Here is a 19,432-nt window from a genome sequence, read left to right on the forward strand (position 1 = left end):
TTGGGGAGTGTGATGGGGCATGGAGAGGTTTGGGCTGGATCTCGTGGGTTTCGCCCGGCTTCAGCCGGATCTGCTGTTGCCGTTCCGGGCGAGGGACTGGGTGGCGGCTGTCGGGAAGTCGTACGCGGGATCGGAGGTGATCGACACGTTGAAGCTTCTGACCTCGGAGCTCGCAACCAATGCGCTCAAGCACGGAGGAACATCGGGCGTTGTCAGGGTTGCGTTGCTGACCTGCCGCTCCGGGCTGCGCGTCGAGGTCACCGACGAAGGCGGAGGAGTCCCCGTGCCTCGGGACGCCTCAGACGATGACGAGGACGGGCGCGGCCTCTTCCTTCTCGATGTCCTGGCCCGCTCATGGGGCCACGATCTCGCCCCCGACGGTAAAGGGACCGTCGTTTGGTTCGAAGTCGATATCCCGCCCTCCGCCTGACGACGGCGAACCCATCCGCAGGACTTCGCGGTGACGCGGTACGGGCTCTGCTCGCGATCGTGCATTCACCGGCACCGCAAGAGCGAACCGCTCTGACACCTGCGGACAGAGCTGGACCCAGCACCGCACGACCCGAGAACGGAGATCATTCATGCAGCACTTCTGCGACACCGCCTCCAAGAGAGCTTTCACGCAAGTGCCCCAAGCAGTGGCTACATACTCGGCGCCTCCGCTCGCGTCGGCCACCAGATCACCGGCCAGCGCCGGGCCGCCCCTGACGACGATCGGCCAGCCGCGCCAGAACCTCTCGAACGGTCCAATGGAGGCTGCCCTCCGACGCTCGTTTCCCGAGATCCTCACCTTGTGGTGGGGCGAGGCCACGAAGGTGTGGCGAGCCCTCGTGAACGTCGACGGGCATGACGAGTGGGTCACTGCGAGGACGCTCGAACATCTCGGCCACGCGTTGTGGATCCGTCTCCGCTCCGGCCCGAAGCCTTCACCACCTACAAGGACGGATTATCGCCCCTACTCAAGGTCTGTCGTCGGTGGGAGGGAGCGTCCGCCCGCACCCCGAGCAGCCGCAAGCGCGTCGCTGCCGCCGCGACGCCAGATGCCAGCCCCGGCGGGAGGTTCGCTCAACACCGACGATTATTGGCCTGGCCTTGAGCGCCGCTCTCCGAACTCGGAGGGCCGCCCAAGCATCATGTCCAGGCTCGGTGGTCGCTTGCGCTTCCGGCGATCCGCCGCATGAGGCGTCGCCCCGAAGCATTGCCCACTTCCGCTGAGAGCTCCTCGTGGATGTTTCAGGGCCTCCGTCACTCCTCAACGAAGTGACGGAGGCCAGCGCGTTCGGATGTGCTTGCGGTGGCCACGGTCGAGTCCCGCGGCGACCTTATTGGCTGCTGCCGAAGTGGCTCCGAGCTTCCGCTCCGACGGAGAGCGCGGAACCTGCCTAACTCAGGTACCTTCCGGTGGGCTCATGAGTCTGAGCAGGTCCTTGAGGCTGACCTTGTAGCTGGCGCCGATCAGGACGACGTGGCAGGGGAAGCGGCCTCTTCGTGCGAGGTCGTAGGCCTTGGTTCGGCCGATTCCGAGGATGCCGGCGGCGGTCATCAGGTCGATGAAGGGCGGGAGCGAGCGGAGGCCGTCGAGGGTGATGGGCTTCATGCCTCGCCCCTTCCGTGAGCCCGCCCGGGTCGTGCTTGGGGTGGATGGTCTGGACGGGTACCCGCCGAGCCGGTCTTGAGGATGGCTTCGCCGGGAGGCATGGGGAAGGCCTGGCTTGCCAGGCTTGCGGGTGTGAGCTGGGGTTTCGCGTTGACCGCGTTGATGGAGCTCTGGGCGCGTCCGAGAGTGTTTGCGAGCTTCCTCGCGGTGGTGCTGGCTGAGCGAAGTTCGTCCTGCGCCCCGTGGATCTCGGTGACAGGGCTGTGGCCGAGGTCATGCCCGAGTCGTCCCGCGTTCAGTTCTTCGGTGAGGAAGCGGTCGAGCTGTTCGAGGGTCTGCCCCAGTCCGTAGACGGCCTCGGAGAGGTTGCCGAGGACCGAGTAAGCGGTTCCGGGATACGTCAGTCCTGGGGGTCGGGCGGTCGCGTGGTTGAGCTGCCGCACGTTGTCGTAGACGTTGCGCGCGAGCTGCTCGGTCCGGTCGTCTGCTGCTTGCTGGGTTCTGCTCTTCGTCATTGCCGCAGGCCTTCCGCGTTCGGTCGGGGTCGGCGCAGCGTGACGCGGTTGGCTAGCGTGCGAGCCCGGGTGGTACTCGCATGTCGGTCCTCTGTTCCGCCGACTCAGCCATGGGCGCTCCTTTCTCTTAGGGGACTCCGCGCACTGCTGCACGTCCGTGCTCGTTGGTCGAGCACTGCCAGCCCTGTTACCCAGAGTCGCTAGTGTTTACTCCTGGTGTCTTCGATCTATCTTCCGGCTGCTCGTGAACGACCGGGGGAGTTCGGTGAAGTGTCGGGTGACGGTCGATTTCTTGATGTCGCGCTCGCTCGCGGGGGAGCAGGGAACGTCACGGCGAGCAGACCAGGAAGGACTGGATGAGCCTGCCTCGATGCCTGCTGGGTCGGGTCCGCCATCTGCTTGAGCGCATCCGCGGCCGCCTGAGCAGCCTGAGCCTGCGCGATCCGCCCCTGGGCGGCGCGGTGCGCGGCGATCCTCTCGACGAGGTGCGCCAGGCACGAGAACAATTGGATCCACGCGACAGTCCTTCGGTAGGCCTCTCCGCTCTGGCGGCTCAGCGCATGGGCGAAAACCCGGCTTACCGTCCTCAGCCCGCGCGAGTAGGAGCCGAGAGGAGACACGCGCCCGTGAGGTTCTCTGCCGGCCCTGGCGTAGACGTCGGCGATGTGGCTCATCCGGGGATTCCCGGTCACATGTGCCACTGTGTGAAGCACACCGGTGGTGGCCGCTGCGATGTCCGAGCGCACCTCTGGACTGCTGCTCCACTGGAACCGGTGGGCGGCCTGCATGACGGCCTGGGAGGCTGCCCGGCACACGGCCTCACGCTGTTCCGGGCTGCGGATCGCTCGCGGACGCGCGGACGGATCAGCGGATCGCTCCGGATCGGCCCATCTCTGGCATAGCTTCGGCATGCTGAGTTCCGGCGCGAGCCGGCCTCCGGAGAACCAGATCTGCTCTCCGGCCTTCGTGACGTCACCGGGGAGGCCGACCTTGTATCCGGTGACCTCGGATCGAATCCGCGTGCTGCGGCGGGTGCGGACCAGGACTCCTGCGTCGGCGAGCATTGCGAAGAACTCGTCGGGTCCCGCAGCTCCACCGGCTGCGGTCGTCACAGCTCGGCGGAGCGTCTGGCGCGGTACCTCTTTACGTCCCTGACGTGCGGCTTTCTCGTCTTCGGAACGGGTAGCACGTCGATTCGCGGTCCTGTCGGCCGGTGCCGTCCGCCGCAATCCGTGGCTCTCCTCGGCGGCGAGGCATGCGTCCCGGACTTTTAGTCTGTCGTTCCACAGTCGCGGCGTCCGGCCGTCCTCGCGGGCGAGCGTGGCGACGATGTGGACGTGGTCATCCGCGTGGCGGATCGCGATCCACCGGCATCCGGAACGATCCGCGTCGCGGATGATGCCGACGCGGCGGAGCGTCTCCGCGGCGATCTCGCCCCATTGCTCGTCGCTCAGCCACGGATCCTCCGGAGCCGCGCGTAGAGAGCACTGCCATACCGGCTGGTCGAGACTTTTGACGGACAGAGCGGCCAACGGCTGCCGCAGCAGGCTGATGAGCGGTTTGAGATCCGGCGCACCGTTCTCGATGCGAGGCTCCAATTCGAGGGGAGTCCGGAAGCCGGCCACCACGTGCGGGTTGTCGTGGACGCTGGTGCGACCGGGCCCGTAAAGATAGACGATCAGGTTCCCCACGTTCGACCCGCGAGTGATCTTTCCGATCATCGGCGGTGGATCAGTTCGTCCAGGTCCATGGCCAGCCCATCAAGCCTCTGAAGGCTCTCCGCGACCAGTTCCAGGCACCAGCCCAGCTCCGGAGGGCACTGCCCGGAGGCGTTCAGGCGAAGCGCGATCTGGTTGAGGTTCCCGCCGACCCGCCGGATCTGGCGGTTTCCCTCCATGACTTCCCGCAGCAGCGCCCGGTCGGCCGCCCTCACCACCGGCACGTCCTCACGGGCCACCAACAGCACCGCCTCGGCGGCGAAGAACGTCCGAGTCACGCCTTGGCGTCCTGCCGCCGCCGTGATGACCTCGTACTCGTCTTCACTGAGCCGCAAGCACAGGCACTTCCGCCTGGGCCCCTCTCCACGTCGTCGATACGTCTTCTGAACTGGCATTTCGTCGCAGCCGTCGGGCACTACCCGCACCTCCGGATTCTCCGTGGACCGCGCCCGGTCCATCCCTCGGTGCGAAGTGGACGAGCGCGCAGCGTCGCCCACTTCGTAGCCACGAATGCCTCATCTTGCACCCCGCGGAGCCATCCCGATAAATGGCGCCGGAAGCCGGAATCGGCCGCAACCGACTGTCGGGTCACGCAGTGGGTCGAAGATGATCAGCCGCTGCCAGTGAGGCCATGTGTACGGAGCTCGACTCGTGAGCCTGATTGTGGTGGCCAAGCGGGAGGCCAGAGCGTCGCCAACCCGGTGCCCCTCGTCCACTATGTCGAAGCCCATTGCTGGGACTCTCTACGCCCCGTGAGTCCAGCACCCCTTGCGTCGAGGAATCAAAATCCTTCGGCAGGGCCGATTCGGGGCTTGATCAGATAATCTCTGGCTGAAACACGGTGAGCTGGGCTTGACGCGGCCCAGCTGCGTGCCCTGTGGGCGGTAGTCGACGTGTGGAGGTGCCCGTCCTTGTCGCGCCAGACAACGCCTACCCGGTTGGTCGACCGGCGAGACGAGCTCGCACTCCTCATGGAGCGGGTCGACGCTTCGATACGAAATCGGAGAACCAGCGTCCTGGTCCTGCGCGGGGAAGCTGGCGTCGGAAAGTCGAGCCTCCTGAGCGCGTTCGCGGACGCTTCGATCGAACGGCACCGAGAGGCCGGTCTGCTGCACGGCTACGGCCAGGCGATGCTCAACTCGCTGGCATCCGATTCCTTCCAAGCAGTGCGTGAGTGCCTCAGGTCGCTCGCTAACGCGGCTGAACGTTCCGGTTCGCGGGACATGATGGGCCGGGTCGTCGACTCCTTCCGGCTGCACGCTCCAGACTGGGTCGAATCGGTGCCGATGGTCGGCGGCCTGCTCGCGGCAGGGATGAAGACCGGACGATCGGTCCGCGAAGCGGGACGCGAGACCGTCGACATGGACAGCAGGCTCGACCAGCTGATCGGGTTCGTCGACGAGCTGCTGAAGCGCGGACCGCTACTGCTCGTCCTAGACGACCTTCACTGGGCCGACACCGCGACCGTCGACCTGCTCGTGACGCTGGCCCTGCGCGTCGAGGGACCGTTGACGCTCGTCTTGGCCTACCGTCCGGACAACCTCCAAAGCCGCGACGAGGCCCACCCTTTGAAGCGGGCGTTGTTCCGGCTCCGTCGCTACCGGGACGACTGCGTGGAGATCGATCTTCCACGCTTGACCGGTGAGGACACCGAGGTCCTCGTCCGCCAGGCAGCCAGCTCCCGTGTCCCGTCAGGGCTGGTCGCGCAGATCGTGCAGATGAGCGCGGGGAACCCGTTGTTCGCAGAGTCGCTGGTCCGGCTCGGCAGCGAGGCCCATGTGGGGATGCCGCGAAGAATAACCGCGGTTCTGGAAGAACGTCTTTCTTTCCTGGACGTCGCGGATCAGAGGATTTTGGAAGCCGCCGCGCTGATCGGTTACAGCTTCGAGGTCGACTACCTGGCCCAGCTCGCACGTATGGACGTCGATGACGTCTACGAGCGCCTGGACGTCCTTTTCAGTGAGCACGCCCTGGTCCGGCCAGCCGATCCGCGAGACGAACACGACCGGTACACGATCCACCACCCGCTCCTCGCTGAGGTCCTGCGTGAGCGAGGGGTGGTGAACGGTCCGCGGTGGCGTCGTCAGCACCGCAAGCTCCTTGAACTGCTGGAGGCGGAGCGGCCCTGGGATGACGAGATGCAGGTTCGGGCGGTCGCGGTCGCTTCGGCGGCCGGGGTGAAGGAGAAGACCTGCGCCTACGCCATCGACGCTTCCCGCAGGCAGTTCGCCATCGGTTCGGTGTCGAAGGCCCGTGACCTTGCTGCAGTCGCTGTAGATCAGGGGACGAACACGGTTGAGGCATTCGTGCAACTCGCCGAGTGCCTTTCTGCAGAAGGCAACCATGTCGCCGCGGCTGAGGCCTGCTCGTCCGCGGTGGCGCAACTCGGCGCTGCCACCGACGAGGCTGTCTTGGCCGTCCGGCTTCTGTGGGCTCGCAACCTTCGTATGACCAACAGCTGGGAGGAGTGCCGTGGCCTCCTCGACCAGCTCGTCGCCGCGAACGTCGGCCCCAGCGAGATCCTTGCTGAAGCACTGATGCTCCATGCAGAGATCGCCCTGTGCGGCCCGATCCAGGACACGGCGCGCTGCATCCAGCTCTGCGGTGTGGTCGCTGAGATGTCGGCCAATCCCGAACTCCAGTCACGCGCCCACGGGCACCGCGGCCTGGCCCATCTCGCCGCCTACGACCACGCCGAAGCCGATCGCTGGCTGCTGCACGCGATCCAGGTTGCTCGGGAAAAGGAACATCCCTACGCCGAGTACGAGGCGATCCACTGGCTGAGCAAGAAGGCCATGGCCTGCCTCGAACTGGACCGCGCCTGGCGCCTGCTCCAAGCCCTCGCCCACAACTCCGATGCATCCGGAGTCGCGAGCGACAGCCCCTGGCACCTGCGCGACTCCAGCCGCGTCCTCGGCCTGCAAAGCCGCATCCCCCAGGCCGCGACCGTCCTCGCCCAGTACCTCGACAGCGCTTACCCCAGCTCCCCGGGACGAGCCATCACCACCCTCGCCTGCCAGATCGGCGAACTCGAGTCCCTCTTCGGCAGGCCGGCCGGGGACGATCTCCTCGCAGAACTACTCGCCGGCCTGACCGGCACGACCACCGAGAACCGGCACGCTCACCTGAGCGACCAGCTCCGTCTACTGTCTGACCGCCCTCACCACTGGGAGCCCATCCCGTTCACGGTCAACGTGCTCGGAGTCGCTCACGACGAAGCCGCCGCGGCTGACGCGATCTTCCGCTTCGACGTCCTCGACCTCGCTCGTCTCCGTTCCCTGACCCCCAACCCTGGGTAGGCATCCGGCCGTGAGGAGCGAAGCGCAAGAGGAATTCTTCCTGGCTCCCGGCCTGACCCTCCTCAACCATGCCTCCTACGGCCTCACCTCCCGCCGAGTCGCCGCCCACGCAGACAGGATCCGGCAGGAGATCGAGTCCGACCCCACCGTGTACCTCGGGCAGCACCTGACCGAACGCCTCCGGGAACTCACCGCCGAGGTAGCGACCGCACTAACGCTCCCGGCGACCGGAACCACGCTGTGCGCCAACGCCACATCCGCAGCAGCCGCGATCGTCTCCTCGCTGCCGCTGGGATCGGATTCGACGGTCATCGTCCTGGACACCGAGTACTCCTCGATCCTGCGAGCCTGGGAACAGAGATGCCGACAGGTCGGGGCCGACCTCATCCGCATTCCGGTGCGCATCCCCTTCACCGGTCCGCACCAACTCCTCGCCGACCTGGACGAGCTCGTGCCTGGAACGGTCAGCTATCTGCAGTTCAGCCTCATCTCCTCATCAACGGCGATCCGCTTCCCCATCGAACCCCTCTTGGCTTGGGCCCGCGCGCGCGGCGGCCGCACCGTCCTCGACGCCGCGCATGGCCCGGGACACGTCCCGCTCGCTCCAGGGCTGTCGAATGTCGATGCCATGTTCGGCACACTTCACAAGTGGTTCCCCAGCCTGCGGCCCGTCGGATTCCTCTGGCTGTCAGAGGACCTGATCGACGTAGTCCGCCCGGCAGAAGTCTCGCTCACCTGGGACTCCGCCGACCTGGTCGGGCGCTTCTCCTGGCCAGGGACCTTCGACCCAGTCCCACGCCTGTCCCTCGACGAAGCCCTCACCCAGCACTGCGGATGGCTGACAGCAGGCGCATTCACTCGATGCGAAGACCTCTCCGCAGCCTCAGTCCCGCTCCTGGCAGACCTCGGCGCGATCCCGACTACCACCGATGCATATGCCCCACCAAGGATGCGCGCCTTCACCTTGGACGGGGTCACCGTTTCCGAGGTCAAAGCCAGCATGAGCCGAGCCGGAATCCGCGTCTGGTGCGGCCCCGGCGCGGACGGCTCAACGATCCTTCGCATCGCGACCCACGTCTACACCGACCAGGCCGACCTCGAACTCCTCTGTGCCCAGCTGAAGGAGACCCTCCCCTGATGGACGTCCCCGAGATCCCCGAACGCCTCGAAAAGGCCATCATCTTCCTCCGAGGCGAAGACGACGGAAGGACCTGGCTCGCCGCGCTACCCAGCCGGATGGCCAGCTACGCCGACCGCTGGGACCTCCAACTCCACGAGGTAGCCGAAGGCGGCGCCATGTCCTGCTGCGTCTACTGCTCAACCCCAGACGGGACCCCAGCAGTCCTCAAAATCCCCGTAGATGAGACCGCCGGCAGATCAGAAGCCCTCCTCCTAGACCACTGGGCCTCCTCATCGGCTTCCCCCGACGTCCTCCACCGCGACAACGAATCCGGCGTCTTCCTCATGAGCCGAATCCTCCCCGGCGCCACAGCCTGGGCCGCCGAAGGCCCCGAAGACTCCCGCCGCTTCGGCGACCTCCTCACACGCCTCAACCCCCCCGACGCACCCCCCGCCCCCTCCCTCAAAGACCTGGCCGACATCGCCGAAATGCGCCTGGACTGGGCCCGCGACCGCTTCGCCGACCCCCGCTACGCCAACGACGTCGCCTCCATCAAAGACGCCGAAACCGTCCTCTCCACCCTCCTAGCCACCACCACAACCCACCACGTCCTCCACGCCGACCTCCAAGCCAAAAACATACTCACCAGCCCCAACCACTGGCACGCCATCGACCCCATGGGCGCCACCGGAGACATCAACGCCGAAGCCGCCCTCTGGATCGCCATCCAAGACGGCCCCACCACCATCGAAGACCGCCTCACAGAACTCTCCCCACACCCCCTCCTCAGCCCACCCCGCCTCCGCGCCTGGACCTACGTGCTGGCCACCGCCGAATACAGGCCCTACCTCCCCCCATCAGCCGTAAGGATCGAAGGGTTCCTCTCCCAGAGGGCACCTGCCGAGCTCACTGCATGCCTTCGATAGCTGTCCGTCACATTGGGGGACACTCCCGAATAGATCGATGAACCACACGCACTCCCAAATCACGGGTGCCACTGCACTCTCACCGGTCTACCGGGTCTCACGGAAGGGAAAGGTTTTTCTCGCCATGCCAGATGATGCGTGCAGCGTCGCGGACACTGGTGACTGCGACGAATAGTAGCGAGCTCGCCTGCTTCTCCTCCCTGCGTAAGCGCAGTGGGTGGGTGTCGGCGTATGGGGCGGGAAGGATCTCAACGGGGAGGGCCCGGATTCACTCTCAGCGGCTTCGGACCGGCATTCCAGGAAGACAAGCGACTGAGCCATCTGTATCGGGGCTCAAGCTAACAAGGCAGTTCGGACAAGGACAAGGCGATCCCGGGGCTGGCAGTCCGGTGGCGGGGCGAGGAACTCCTTGGGGAGGTGGTCGCGTCATAGGGATTGGAAGCACGCTGAACGCCCACCCCCAGGTCCTGCTGCCAGGCTCCCGTGGGATCGTAGCGACGTTCCCTGATCTTCATTGCTCGTTTTTCTGTCCGTCACCCATGGCGGGTGCCGCCGATACGGCGTGTAAGCATCCACACGCTCACGTGAGGCGCCCATGCCCTCACCGCCTGAGCCACCCAATCCGGCCCCACCTCCTGAGACTGAACTCGCCCGTGTTGACCAACAGAAAGCATTTTTTCGGTGGTGCCCTGTAGAGTCGCCTTGACTCTGGATCACATTCTCGGTCTTCGGCGGATGCGTCGGTGCATACGCCTACGGAGGGGAGCGCGTATGACGGGCATCATGGAGACGGTCACGGCGACGGTGGGGCTCAAGAAGCCGCTGACAGCCCTGATCAATATGGGATGCATGCCAGTGGGGGGCATCTTTCGCCTTGATTATGACTCGGCAATCGTGCTGACCGATGACTTCAAGAAGCACCAGGCTGGAGGGGTTCCCCGCGGAGGGTTCCTCCTCGCGGTCGCGGGAGAGAATTCAGGGTCCGGGTTCATTCTCGAGGACCAGGAAGTCATCCTGCTGCGTGTGCGCGGAACCGCTCCGCTCCCTAACGAGTCGGAGCTGATTCAGACCCGGCTGGCGGTCGTGCGTGATGCGGGTGCGTCTGGAGTGGGATTCGATGATGTCGCTGACGTCCTCACTCGTAACGAGTTGCAGCAGTCGGCGTTTGACTGCGAGGTGCTCGGGACCTTCTACACCGAGACCGACGCTCGCGACGCACGCATCGAATATGGTGCGGACATCGACAACGTGGTCGTGTCCGCCCGCTACCAGGTCTTCCTCCCGTCCACCCAGGTCTTGTCGTGGCTAGCCTCTTACCCCCAGCCCGCTGACGAGAGGGATGCCCTCGCCATTGGCAAGGTGAGGTTCGCCGCGACCCGGCGCAAGGCGTTGATCGCCGGAACTGACCAGGCGGAGGTGCGCATTGACGTCGCCGACTTCGTCGGTCGTAAGACTGCTGTCTTCGGCATGACCCGGACGGGAAAGTCCAACACGATCAAGACATTGATCACCGCGGTTCACCGCTACGGCTCTGAGCACGGCCGCACCATCGGCCAGTTGATCTTCGACCCGCAAGGTGAGTACGCGAACGTCAACAAGCAGGATGGGACGGGCCTGCGTCTGCTGGGCGATGACGACGCGACGGTGCGGATCTACAAGGTGGAGCCCGACCCCAGCGACCCGCGCGAGAAGCCTCTGCGTATCAACTTCTATGACAGGCAGGTTCTCGAGGCCGCATGGAGTCTGGTCAGTGAAGCGACAGCACCTGTCAACACCAACTATGGAAAGACGTTCCGGGCGGCTGCGCTCGCGGAGCCGGACCCGAACGACCGCAGCGCTTACTGCCGGTGGTCGTGGGCGATGGTCGCCTACTACGGACTCTTGTCCAAGTGCGGCTTCTACGCCAGCCGCCTGCCCCAGGATCTCGTGATCCAGGCGAAGGTAGACGCGATGAAGGGCTTCAATTCGGCCGGCGTCGCCCCGGGCAGCCGCGCCGGATACTACAACGTCAGCACCCCTGCAGGCGCCCTTGCGCTCGCCGAATGGGTCGGCGAGCGCCCAAGCGATTTCGACAAGTGGCACGACGAGCAGCGTTGCGAGTTCAAGGCCATCTGGGGTGTCTACAAGTTCACCGGCATCACCGCCGCAATCCGTACGATTCGCGCTTTCCATGGCGAGCAGTCCGCTGGCGATGTAGGCGAACACCTGTGGGAGGACATGTGCGCTGGCCGCCTGGCCATCGTCGACCTCTCCAGCGGTAACGACCTGGTGGCCAAAACCATGTCCGAGCGAATCGTCACCCATCTCCTCAACCGTGCAGGCGAGCGCTTCCGCTCTGATGAGGACCCCACTGAGATGCAGATCATCGTCGAGGAGGCGCACAACCTCTTCGAGCGCGGTGGACGCGAGGTCTCCGACAACCCCTGGGTCCGGCTTTCGAAGGAGGCCGCCAAGTACAAGATGGGGCTGATCTACGCAACCCAGGAGGTCACCTCGGTCGACAAACGCATCCTGTCCAATACTTCCAACTGGCTGATCGCCCATCTCAACTCCGACCATGAGACCAAGGAACTCGCGCACTACTACGACTTCAAGGTTTGGACCCCCAGCATCGTCCGCGCCGAGGACGTAGGCTTTGTTCGGATGAAGACCTATTCAGGCAAGTACATCGTCCCGGTCCAGATCGCCAGGTTCGACCACGCCATGGTTAACGCCGCCCGGCAGGCTGCTGGCCTCGGGCTCGTCGTGGTCCCTCGCCCTGCAGAAGGTGAGTGATCCATGCCCTATGACGGCGAAAAGGCGTCTCGACTCGGACACGTGGGCACGGTTCGTAACGAGCGGGTGAAGACAGCCCTCCAGCGCTGGTCTATCACAACCGCGAAGCCGAATAGCCGAGACGAGATTGACGGGCTATGCTCGCCGCTCGAAGACCTGCCGATGATCGGAAAGCTCGAGGACGTCGACTTCTCGATTACCGTAGACGGTTCCGACACCGAAGTTGAAACTACCCGCGACCACCCCACCGTGAAGGTGGGGTACCTCCGGGTTGCAGGCTCGGTCGTCCAGCTGGACGTCTTCCGCAATCTCGCGCCCCTCAAATACATCGACCCCCGTGAAGTACGCAAGTCTCACAGTGAGTACGCCTTCGATGTGGCCCTGCCCGGCTCGCAGCTCGCCCGCCCAGGGATGACCGGAGTCGACACCTGGCGCGCTGAGCTCGACGACTTCCTGCGAGACTCACGGTTCGACTCCAAGACCACCATGACGCTCGCTGACGGGCTTCTCGCTCTTCACGGCGTACGTGGAGCCCCCGCCACACAAGTTCCCCTGCGGGTATGCCCAAGCTGCCGCCTCAAAGCACCGAACGAGTCCACGCTCCTCGTCGGGCTCACCGGAGGAGCCTGCTCCTCATGCAAAGCACGCCTCTACCTCGCCGATGTTCTCCGCACCCACGAGGAATACAACGTCGAGGGGTCCAATTTCACGCCCCTCGGCCGAGTCATGACAGCTGCCGAGCGACTCATGTCGCTGTGCTATGTGAACTTCTTCGCCGACGAGGCCCCAGAGACCCTTCGCCACACCGTCTTCATCACCGACGGGCCACTCGCCCTGTTCGGGCCGATGGCTCCGCTCAAGCGTCGGTTCCAGGAGCACCTCAGCGACCTGAGCAGCTGGTGCGCGCAACGAGATCTCGTCGCACCCCTCATAGTCGGCATCGAGAAGAGCGGGTCGTTCGTCGAACACGCCGAGCAGATCAAAGAGCTCATCCCCTGCGGCCACGTCATGCGGTTGACCAGCAGCTACATTAACAAGATCTCGGGGCGCCCCGAGGACAACCACTACGGAGTGGATGAGTTCTACGGTCGGCGGTTCATCTACCGAACCCGTTCAGGCGACGCTCTCGTCATCACCATCCCGCCCGCCCCAGGACTATCGCCATACGATGGGAGCTCCGAGGTTGAAGGCTGGGACGCCTATCCCACGCTTCGGCTGATCTGCGAGATCCTTGATTCGCTTCGAACTCGCATGTACCGGCACGCCGTCGTGCCCGTCGCGCTGGCCCACTCGGCCGCCGCGCTCCCCCTTGGGGTCGGACGCTCCGTCTTGACCATGATGGCTCAGCAGAACATCCCCGGCCTGAAAATCGACATCCAAGCCGTCCAGCCTCCAACATACTTCAAACGGTAGGCTGATCCATGCGGTCGAACACGTGTCCGTACGGCATCATATGATCGTGACGACCCCGACCTCAGCGACTCCCCCTACAGAAACCAACACTCTCGGCACATTGGGCCGCCCGTTCGGCGTTAGCGAGGCGATTCATGTTCATCCACGCCCATTTGTGCCCGAGCTTGAGACAGTTTCCCACACCCTGGCACACGGTCGTTTTCAGTCACCGCTGCGATACCCCGGGGCTAAGTCTTCACTCGCGCCCGTAATCGCGAGGATCATCACGTCAGCAAAGCAGTCGGAGGAAGTCCCCGAAGTCAACCTTCTGGTTGAGCCCTTTGCCGGCGGGGCATCCGCCTCACTACGCATGATCGGTGAGGGTGTCGTCGACCGAATCCTCCTCGCAGATGCGGATCCCCTCGTAACTGCTATGTGGCAAGTGGCAGCTTCCGATACCGAGCAGCTCATTGACCGCATGCACGACGAGTGGAACCGTTACGTCTGCCACGGGGGACAAACGGCCGTGGACCGATGGGACTACTGGCGAGCTTGGACCCCTAAGCCAGGTACGACAGCGAGTACCCGACGCCTGGAATACGCTACAAAATGCCTTTTCCTTAACCGGACCACCTTCTCGGGGATCTTGCACGGAAAGGCCGGTCCCATCGGAGGCCGTACCCAGGCCAGCGCCTACCCAATCAGCTGCCGCTGGAACCCCGTATCAATCACCGAACGCCTTCGGTACGTCGGCCATCTCTACCAGGTTGGACGGCTCGTCGACGTCTGGTGCAAGGATTGGCGCAGGACCCTCGATGACGTACCGGAGTACTACCCCCAGCTCTTGCCATCGCGCGTCGTCGCATACCTCGACCCGCCATACGTGGAGAAGTCCTCTGTTCTATATCGGACCTCCTTCGATCCCCGAGGCGGCTACCGCGGTGACGCAGTCGACGATTCGCTGCCCAGCGCCGACGCTCTCCATCTCAAGCTCGCCGAATACCTCAGGACCAAGGCACAGTTCAGATGGCTCCTCAGCTATGACCACCAGCCCTTGCTAACTGAAAGCCAATGGCTCTACGCACGTAACCAGATGACCCCCACGAAAGCCGACCGAGAGCTTCTCAACGTCCGGAGTTGGCGAATCAGCAAACGCCTCGTCACAACCCGGTACACCGCGGCCGGCCGCACGGGAAAGCGATCCGCGGAGGAACTCCTGATAACGACCCTTCCCCCGTCTACGGTCCCGATCGACGATCAGCTGAGACTTATCCATTGACCACTGTTCGTTAAATGGGCCCGGAGCGTTCGCCAGGTTCTTGGGGGCCGGTAGATTGTGGATGGGGCCGTTCGAATATGAACAGTTCCGTTACGTCGCGCAGCAGGTCTAGCCCAGCGGAGTACGGCTTGTCTGGGGCGTATAGCTACAAACCGCGGGCATCACAAGTGAAGGTTTCGCAGTTAAGATCCCGGGAGATCGAGACGAGCGTCGAGGCGTCGCCTGGATCTTCGTAGAGAGGCTTTCTGGTAACCGTGCCCACGCGCGCTGTGCTGTAGTCCTCGCACACTGGGAACTCGGCTCAACTATGTGCTGGCCCTGGGAGAGGAACTTGATGCTGTGTGCCCGGCGCCGCAAGATTGACCGATGCTCGTCCTCAGAAAGCTTTTAAGAATGTTGGCTATGCGCAGCTTAGCGGCGTCCGTTCCTGATCGCCGTGAGTGTTTCGGAGATCAGCGACTCGACGTAGTCCTCTTGAGATTTCCAGCGTGCTTCTTTGGCGATATTGAGCTCGTCGTATATCACGTTGCATAGTCTCAAGTACGCTGTGAGGGTCTCGCGCGCTTCGGCTTCGTCCAACAGTCCAACAGGGACGACACCGTCACGGACGTCATGTAGCTGCTTGGATCGGTGCCTCGGGTAGGTGAGTCCCTTCAAGATGCTCTTCACCCGGAGGAGGGGCTCGCGCCTACCAGCGTACGCGGACCCTTTATATGGTCTTCGCTTTTTCGCCGTGCTCGACCAAATACAGAAGAGAGTCGAGCTGACCGTTATTCAGCTCCATCAGCAGGCTCGGGCATAAGGAGTACAGATACGCCTCGCAGCGGTACTTCTAGCTCATCGCAGTGAACATCAGGACGACTTTATTGACATGATCGAGGTGTGCCGCTGGCGCCCTTTAGGCGAAGTCCTTCGCAGATTCCACGAGTTGGTCCCTAGTGATGGTCTTCACCTGATCAACGGTATAGATCCATATCGTGCGATCACGATGAGGGAAGGTATTTCGTGGGCCGCCGTCCCTGCTTTTTGTGCCGCAACTACTCACAGCTGGCTAAGGCGTGAGGGCTTGGGACGGCGAGCCTCGGTTTATTACATCTGCAGGATCAGGATTTCGGCATGCTGAAGCGCCGTCACGCTGGCCTGAGCCATGTCACGAAGCTTGGCGAGGCGCTCCATCCACTCGATCCGCTGGTCCGCTGACAACGGTTCCTCCTCGAGCTGGATGCGGATGCGTCGCGCCGCTTCGAAATCTCCGAGCAGCTCGTCAGCGCCCTGAACCGCGCGTTCGTAGATGCCGGCGGCCACCTCGATCCGAGCAGGAAGCTCGCGTCGGAGGCCGTCGAGCAAAGCCCGTGGGTCCGGTGTCCCCTCGCCGTCAGTCAGCCGGGTGGTGCCGGAGTCACCGTCTTCTGCCTCCTCGTCTGCCTCCTCCTCGGTGGGCGCCTCCGACAATCCAGCATCGGGCGGGAACGTGTCGTCGAACCACCCCTTGTCTATGACGATGTTGGTGGGGTTTCCTTTGAGGTCCGGAGCGAGCACCATGCCTGGGACGATTGGGCTTCGGTCGGATGCATCCTGCTCGCTGTAACAGATCGGCGTCGCGCCGTTAGGTCCTTGCGGCGCATCGGTGGCGTCAGGATGCGCGATCAGCACCTTGGCGAAGGCGATGAGGAGCTCTCTTGTTACCGTTGGCGACTTGCGTGTGAAGGCCGTCTTCAGGGCTGCGACGGCGCTCGTTGGGGTGCGGCGGACGCCCTTGCGCTTGTTGCCCGCCTCGCTGCCTTGGCCGGGAGTGATCAATGGCTCTGGTGCGTGGATGAGGTTGGGGATGATGCGATCGACCAGCGTTGACCATGCCGCAGGGTCGCCAGCCTCTGCTTCGAGGAGCAGCTGCCGGATCGACCGGGGATCCTGCTGGAAGCCCTCCTTGGCATCAGAGGCCCCGAACAGGCCGTTCGCAGCGAGGATGTTGCCGCGGTGAAGGTACAACTGGGCGACGGCGGCGGACCAAAGCCTCGTCCGGGCATCCGCGTCCTTCCTACGTATCTGGCTCCATGCGGGTTCTTGCAGGGCGCCCCTGACGATCGGCCAGCACACCCCGGTGTCCCGCCACTTGCGCCGCCCGCTCTTCCCTTTCTCCTGGGGCTCCGGCGATAGCCTCGGGAAGATCAACGCGGTGATGGCACGGATGGCGACGTCACGCAGCGCAGCAGGCGTGGGTGCCTCCTCGAGTGGGAGCAGAGGAATAAGCGCGTCAAGCGGTCCGTTCGCGGTGAGGGCGGTGCGCACCGCGTTCTCTTCGAGGCGGTCCACAGCTCTTCCGTTGGGAAAACTGTCGCCCAGCGCGGAGAGAAGCATCTCCTCGTTGGCATAGGCGTCTACAAGGATCGCCCACAGGGCGATGAGACGTGCGTCTTCCTCGTAGGGCTGGACGCCTCGTAGGTGGTCGTCGACGTTTAGCGCCCGCAGCACGTGTTCGAGGCCAGCGGGGTTGCTGCAGCCGACCACGATCTCGGCGGGCACGGTCGTGATCTTTGCGGCCCGATAGGCAGCATGGTCTGGGTTCGCCTCGTTTGCAGATCGTGCCGCGTTCAGCGTGTGAGAGATACGGTTCAGAACCTCGCGCTGGTTGAGCAGCAGGAGCCCATGATCTGCGGCCTCGTTCGGCAGTTGCCACTTCGGCTGCGGCATGCCGGTCACGAGGTCTTCGGCCCGGACACCGAAGATATTTAGACGAGCCAGCGCCCGGTTGTTCGCCGTCACGGCGACCATGCGCCAGAGCCGGTCCGTTTCCCCATCTGGCCGCTGGATCTGCCATTCCTGGAGCGCACACATCCCTCTCGACAGCTGACCTGATGCGGCCAGGGACTCCTCGAGGTCGTAGCCACGGCGTCGACCGGAGCGGCGGAGCTGCTCCGACCCGTAGCGCTGAAGGTGGACCGCGACATCCCGCGACTGCGGCGAAAGCGCGAACGCCGCTGATGCTTCGCCGTCCTGCTCTGCGGCGCGAATGAGGGGGCGGGGGCGGCGGTTGCCAAGCGAAGACAGGACGCGATCCCGCTGATACCGCGCGTCTGCGAGAACTCTGGCAGCCTCCTTGCACTGGTCGTCGGCAGTAGCGAGCGCGGCGGCAGAGTGCGTCACATCGGTTCCGGCGCGTTGGAGTGCGTCACGCCCCATCTCGACATAGCGGAGGTTCTTCTCCGCCTGCGTTACATCGCGTTCCGCCGTGATCAGCTCGGCGACCCGCTGGAGAGCCTCTTCGCTCGGCGGGGTCCATGCACCGACGGCGCGGTCGTTAAGGTCCCAGGGAACGACCCCTGCTCCATGTACGTCGCAGATGAGCAGGAGCACCTTCTCGTCGCCGGCGTTCACGACCCGGTAGCTGCTCGGAGCGAGTCCCCGCTTACTGCTCCGATACTCCATAAGCTTCTTGATCTCGGCGTCGCCCAAAGCCGAGGCAAGCCCCTCGATTATGGCCTCGCGTGGCGGTGCAATCACGCCCTCCTGGGCGCATGTGTTCTCGACGGCATCCGCAAGCCGCTCCGCATTAGCGGGCGTACTGATGTAGGGGAAGATGCCTTCCGGGCGCTTCATTGCAGGCACTGCGTTCGCTGCTTTCTCCGGCTCTGGCCGGGGAAGCGCGTCCCCGGCTGTCGAGGGCGCGACACGCACCCGAGAGCCGAAGTTCCCGTGCCAGCAGACTCGCTAGACCCGGGGTTCGTGACACCCAGTCGCGGTCTGCTCCGCTCGATCCACCTGCCGCTATCCGAGGAGGATTGGCCCCCAAAGGCTCCCTCCCGGGCCGGGGCTTCTCGCAGCCTGCTCCTACTCCGCCGACGGCGGCACAAGGCGGACAACGGTGGAGAACCACCGACGTGTAGTGCAACATTCGCATGCCGGTCGGTCCGGGCGCAGCGGAACTCGGATCTTATGTTCCACGATGAGCCGCTATGTCATTCTGGATCTTGGGGAATCTCGACATTTGTTGCTCGCGCACCACTGGGATCAATATAGGAACTATTCGGTCATTGGTGCATTCTAGGGCTTATTTGCACCTCTGCGAGATCGTGAAGAGGTGCGGGAGTGACCGAACCGCCCAAGCGGCAGGCGGGCACGGAGGGGCTTGTGATCGGAAGCCCTACGGGCGGCGTGATCTTCAGGAAGCTGCTCGAATAAGAAAGCCAGTACTCTGCGGGAACCGGCCAGCGGTCGGGAATTCGGCGATCTGGATGTTACCCCGGTTATCGAGTCGAACCCGTGTAAGTATCGGTTGTCGGGCATGTCCCTGTCGCTTTCGGTGAAAATTGGATTCAGTCGGGATGTACTAACTTGCGCGATCGGAGAAAGGTTCAAAGCCCGCCGCTGGCGTCGCGGCTGTGAACGCTCCCGTTTGGCGGTTACGCGCGCTCATCGCGGTAGGTGAGGATGTTTTGCGCCAAATATCGGGACAAGGTGGTTGTCTGAGACCTACTGTGTGAAGCCATTGCTCCTCCTTCGGCAAGGATTATGCTGTGCCTCGCTATCTCGACCCTGCCGTCGCTAAGGCCCGGATGATCGGCAAAGGGGTATGGCCAGTCTCGACGTGGCCAGGCGGCTCTCAACGCTGGTTGTGCGTGTGCATGAAATGTGGTGAGTTCGTTACGCCCCGCTACAACAACGTGATGCAACCTGGAAGGGGAGGCTGCGAACCATGCGGGCGGCTCTCCTCAGCAGCCAACCGTCGTTTGCCGGCCGAGGCCTCTGTGGCGGAGATGCGGACGGCTGGTGTCGAGCCGATTGAGCCCTATCCCGGAATCGACGCACCATGG

At 64.1% G+C, this 19,432-nt stretch carries 12 protein-coding genes; 7 read left to right on the forward strand and 5 right to left on the reverse strand.

The window, feature by feature from the left end:
• Nucleotides 1-19: 19 nt before the first annotated feature.
• Nucleotides 20-430 (forward strand): ATP-binding protein, encoded by a 411-nt coding sequence (locus EDD29_RS01930; protein WP_123661872.1) that lies wholly within the window; start codon nt 20-22, stop codon nt 428-430.
• Nucleotides 431-1,387: 957 nt separating this feature from the next.
• On the opposite strand, the gene EDD29_RS01935 is transcribed toward EDD29_RS01930, so the two are convergent.
• The 4 genes from EDD29_RS01935 to EDD29_RS01945 all read right to left on the reverse strand — a co-directional run bounded on the left by EDD29_RS01935 (nt 1,388) and on the right by EDD29_RS01945 (nt 4,288).
• Nucleotides 1,388-1,597, reverse strand: coding sequence for a helix-turn-helix domain-containing protein (locus EDD29_RS01935; RefSeq protein ID WP_123661873.1), 210 nt, complete (start codon nt 1,595-1,597; stop codon nt 1,388-1,390).
• Nucleotides 1,594-2,112 carry a hypothetical protein gene (locus EDD29_RS01940; RefSeq protein WP_123661874.1) on the reverse strand — a complete coding sequence of 173 codons (519 nt, stop codon included), beginning with the start codon at nt 2,110-2,112 and terminating at the stop codon, nt 1,594-1,596. Before EDD29_RS01940 ends, EDD29_RS01935 begins: the two co-directional genes overlap by 4 nt.
• A gap of 227 nt (nt 2,113-2,339) precedes the next feature.
• The gene (locus tag EDD29_RS44865) at nt 2,340-3,833 is read right to left on the reverse strand and encodes a relaxase/mobilization nuclease domain-containing protein (RefSeq protein ID WP_148085846.1); all 1,494 of its coding nucleotides are present in this window, start codon (nt 3,831-3,833) and stop codon (nt 2,340-2,342) included.
• Nucleotides 3,830-4,288, reverse strand: a complete 459-nt coding sequence (locus EDD29_RS01945; RefSeq protein ID WP_123661875.1) for a plasmid mobilization protein — start codon at nt 4,286-4,288, stop codon at nt 3,830-3,832. Before EDD29_RS01945 ends, EDD29_RS44865 begins: the two co-directional genes overlap by 4 nt.
• Nucleotides 4,289-4,741: 453 nt before the next feature.
• Here EDD29_RS01945 and EDD29_RS01950 point away from each other — a divergent pair, with 453 nt between their 5' ends.
• The 6 genes from EDD29_RS01950 (at nt 4,742) to EDD29_RS01975 (ending at nt 14,621) form a co-directional block, all read left to right on the forward strand.
• Complete coding sequence (locus EDD29_RS01950; RefSeq protein ID WP_123661876.1) at nt 4,742-7,129, forward strand: ATP-binding protein; 2,388 nt, start codon at nt 4,742-4,744, stop codon at nt 7,127-7,129.
• 10 nt (nt 7,130-7,139) lie between these two features.
• Complete coding sequence (locus tag EDD29_RS01955; protein WP_170201255.1) at nt 7,140-8,267, forward strand: aminotransferase class V-fold PLP-dependent enzyme; 1,128 nt, start codon at nt 7,140-7,142, stop codon at nt 8,265-8,267.
• Nucleotides 8,267-9,175 (forward strand): aminoglycoside phosphotransferase family protein, encoded by a 909-nt coding sequence (locus EDD29_RS01960; RefSeq protein WP_123661878.1) that lies wholly within the window; start codon nt 8,267-8,269, stop codon nt 9,173-9,175. Before EDD29_RS01955 ends, EDD29_RS01960 begins: the two co-directional genes overlap by 1 nt.
• Nucleotides 9,176-9,946: 771 nt before the next feature.
• A complete protein-coding gene (locus EDD29_RS01965; RefSeq protein WP_123661879.1) occupies nt 9,947-11,950 on the forward strand; it encodes an ATP-binding protein in 2,004 nt (667 codons plus the stop codon).
• Between the two features lie 3 nt (nt 11,951-11,953).
• On the forward strand, nt 11,954-13,363 hold the full coding sequence (locus EDD29_RS01970) for a hypothetical protein (protein ID WP_148085848.1): 1,410 nt from the start codon (nt 11,954-11,956) through the stop codon (nt 13,361-13,363).
• A 154-nt stretch (nt 13,364-13,517) separates the two neighbouring features.
• Nucleotides 13,518-14,621: a DNA adenine methylase gene (locus tag EDD29_RS01975; RefSeq protein WP_170201256.1), complete on the forward strand. Its 1,104-nt coding sequence runs from the start codon at nt 13,518-13,520 to the stop codon at nt 14,619-14,621.
• Nucleotides 14,622-15,710: 1,089 nt separating this feature from the next.
• Here the strand turns inward: EDD29_RS01975 and EDD29_RS01980 are convergent.
• Complete coding sequence (locus tag EDD29_RS01980; protein WP_123661882.1) at nt 15,711-18,218, reverse strand: hypothetical protein; 2,508 nt, start codon at nt 18,216-18,218, stop codon at nt 15,711-15,713.
• Nucleotides 18,219-19,432 lie beyond the last annotated feature (1,214 nt).

Source organism: Actinocorallia herbida, from assembly GCF_003751225.1.
GTDB lineage: Bacteria > Actinomycetota > Actinomycetes > Streptosporangiales > Streptosporangiaceae > Actinocorallia > Actinocorallia herbida.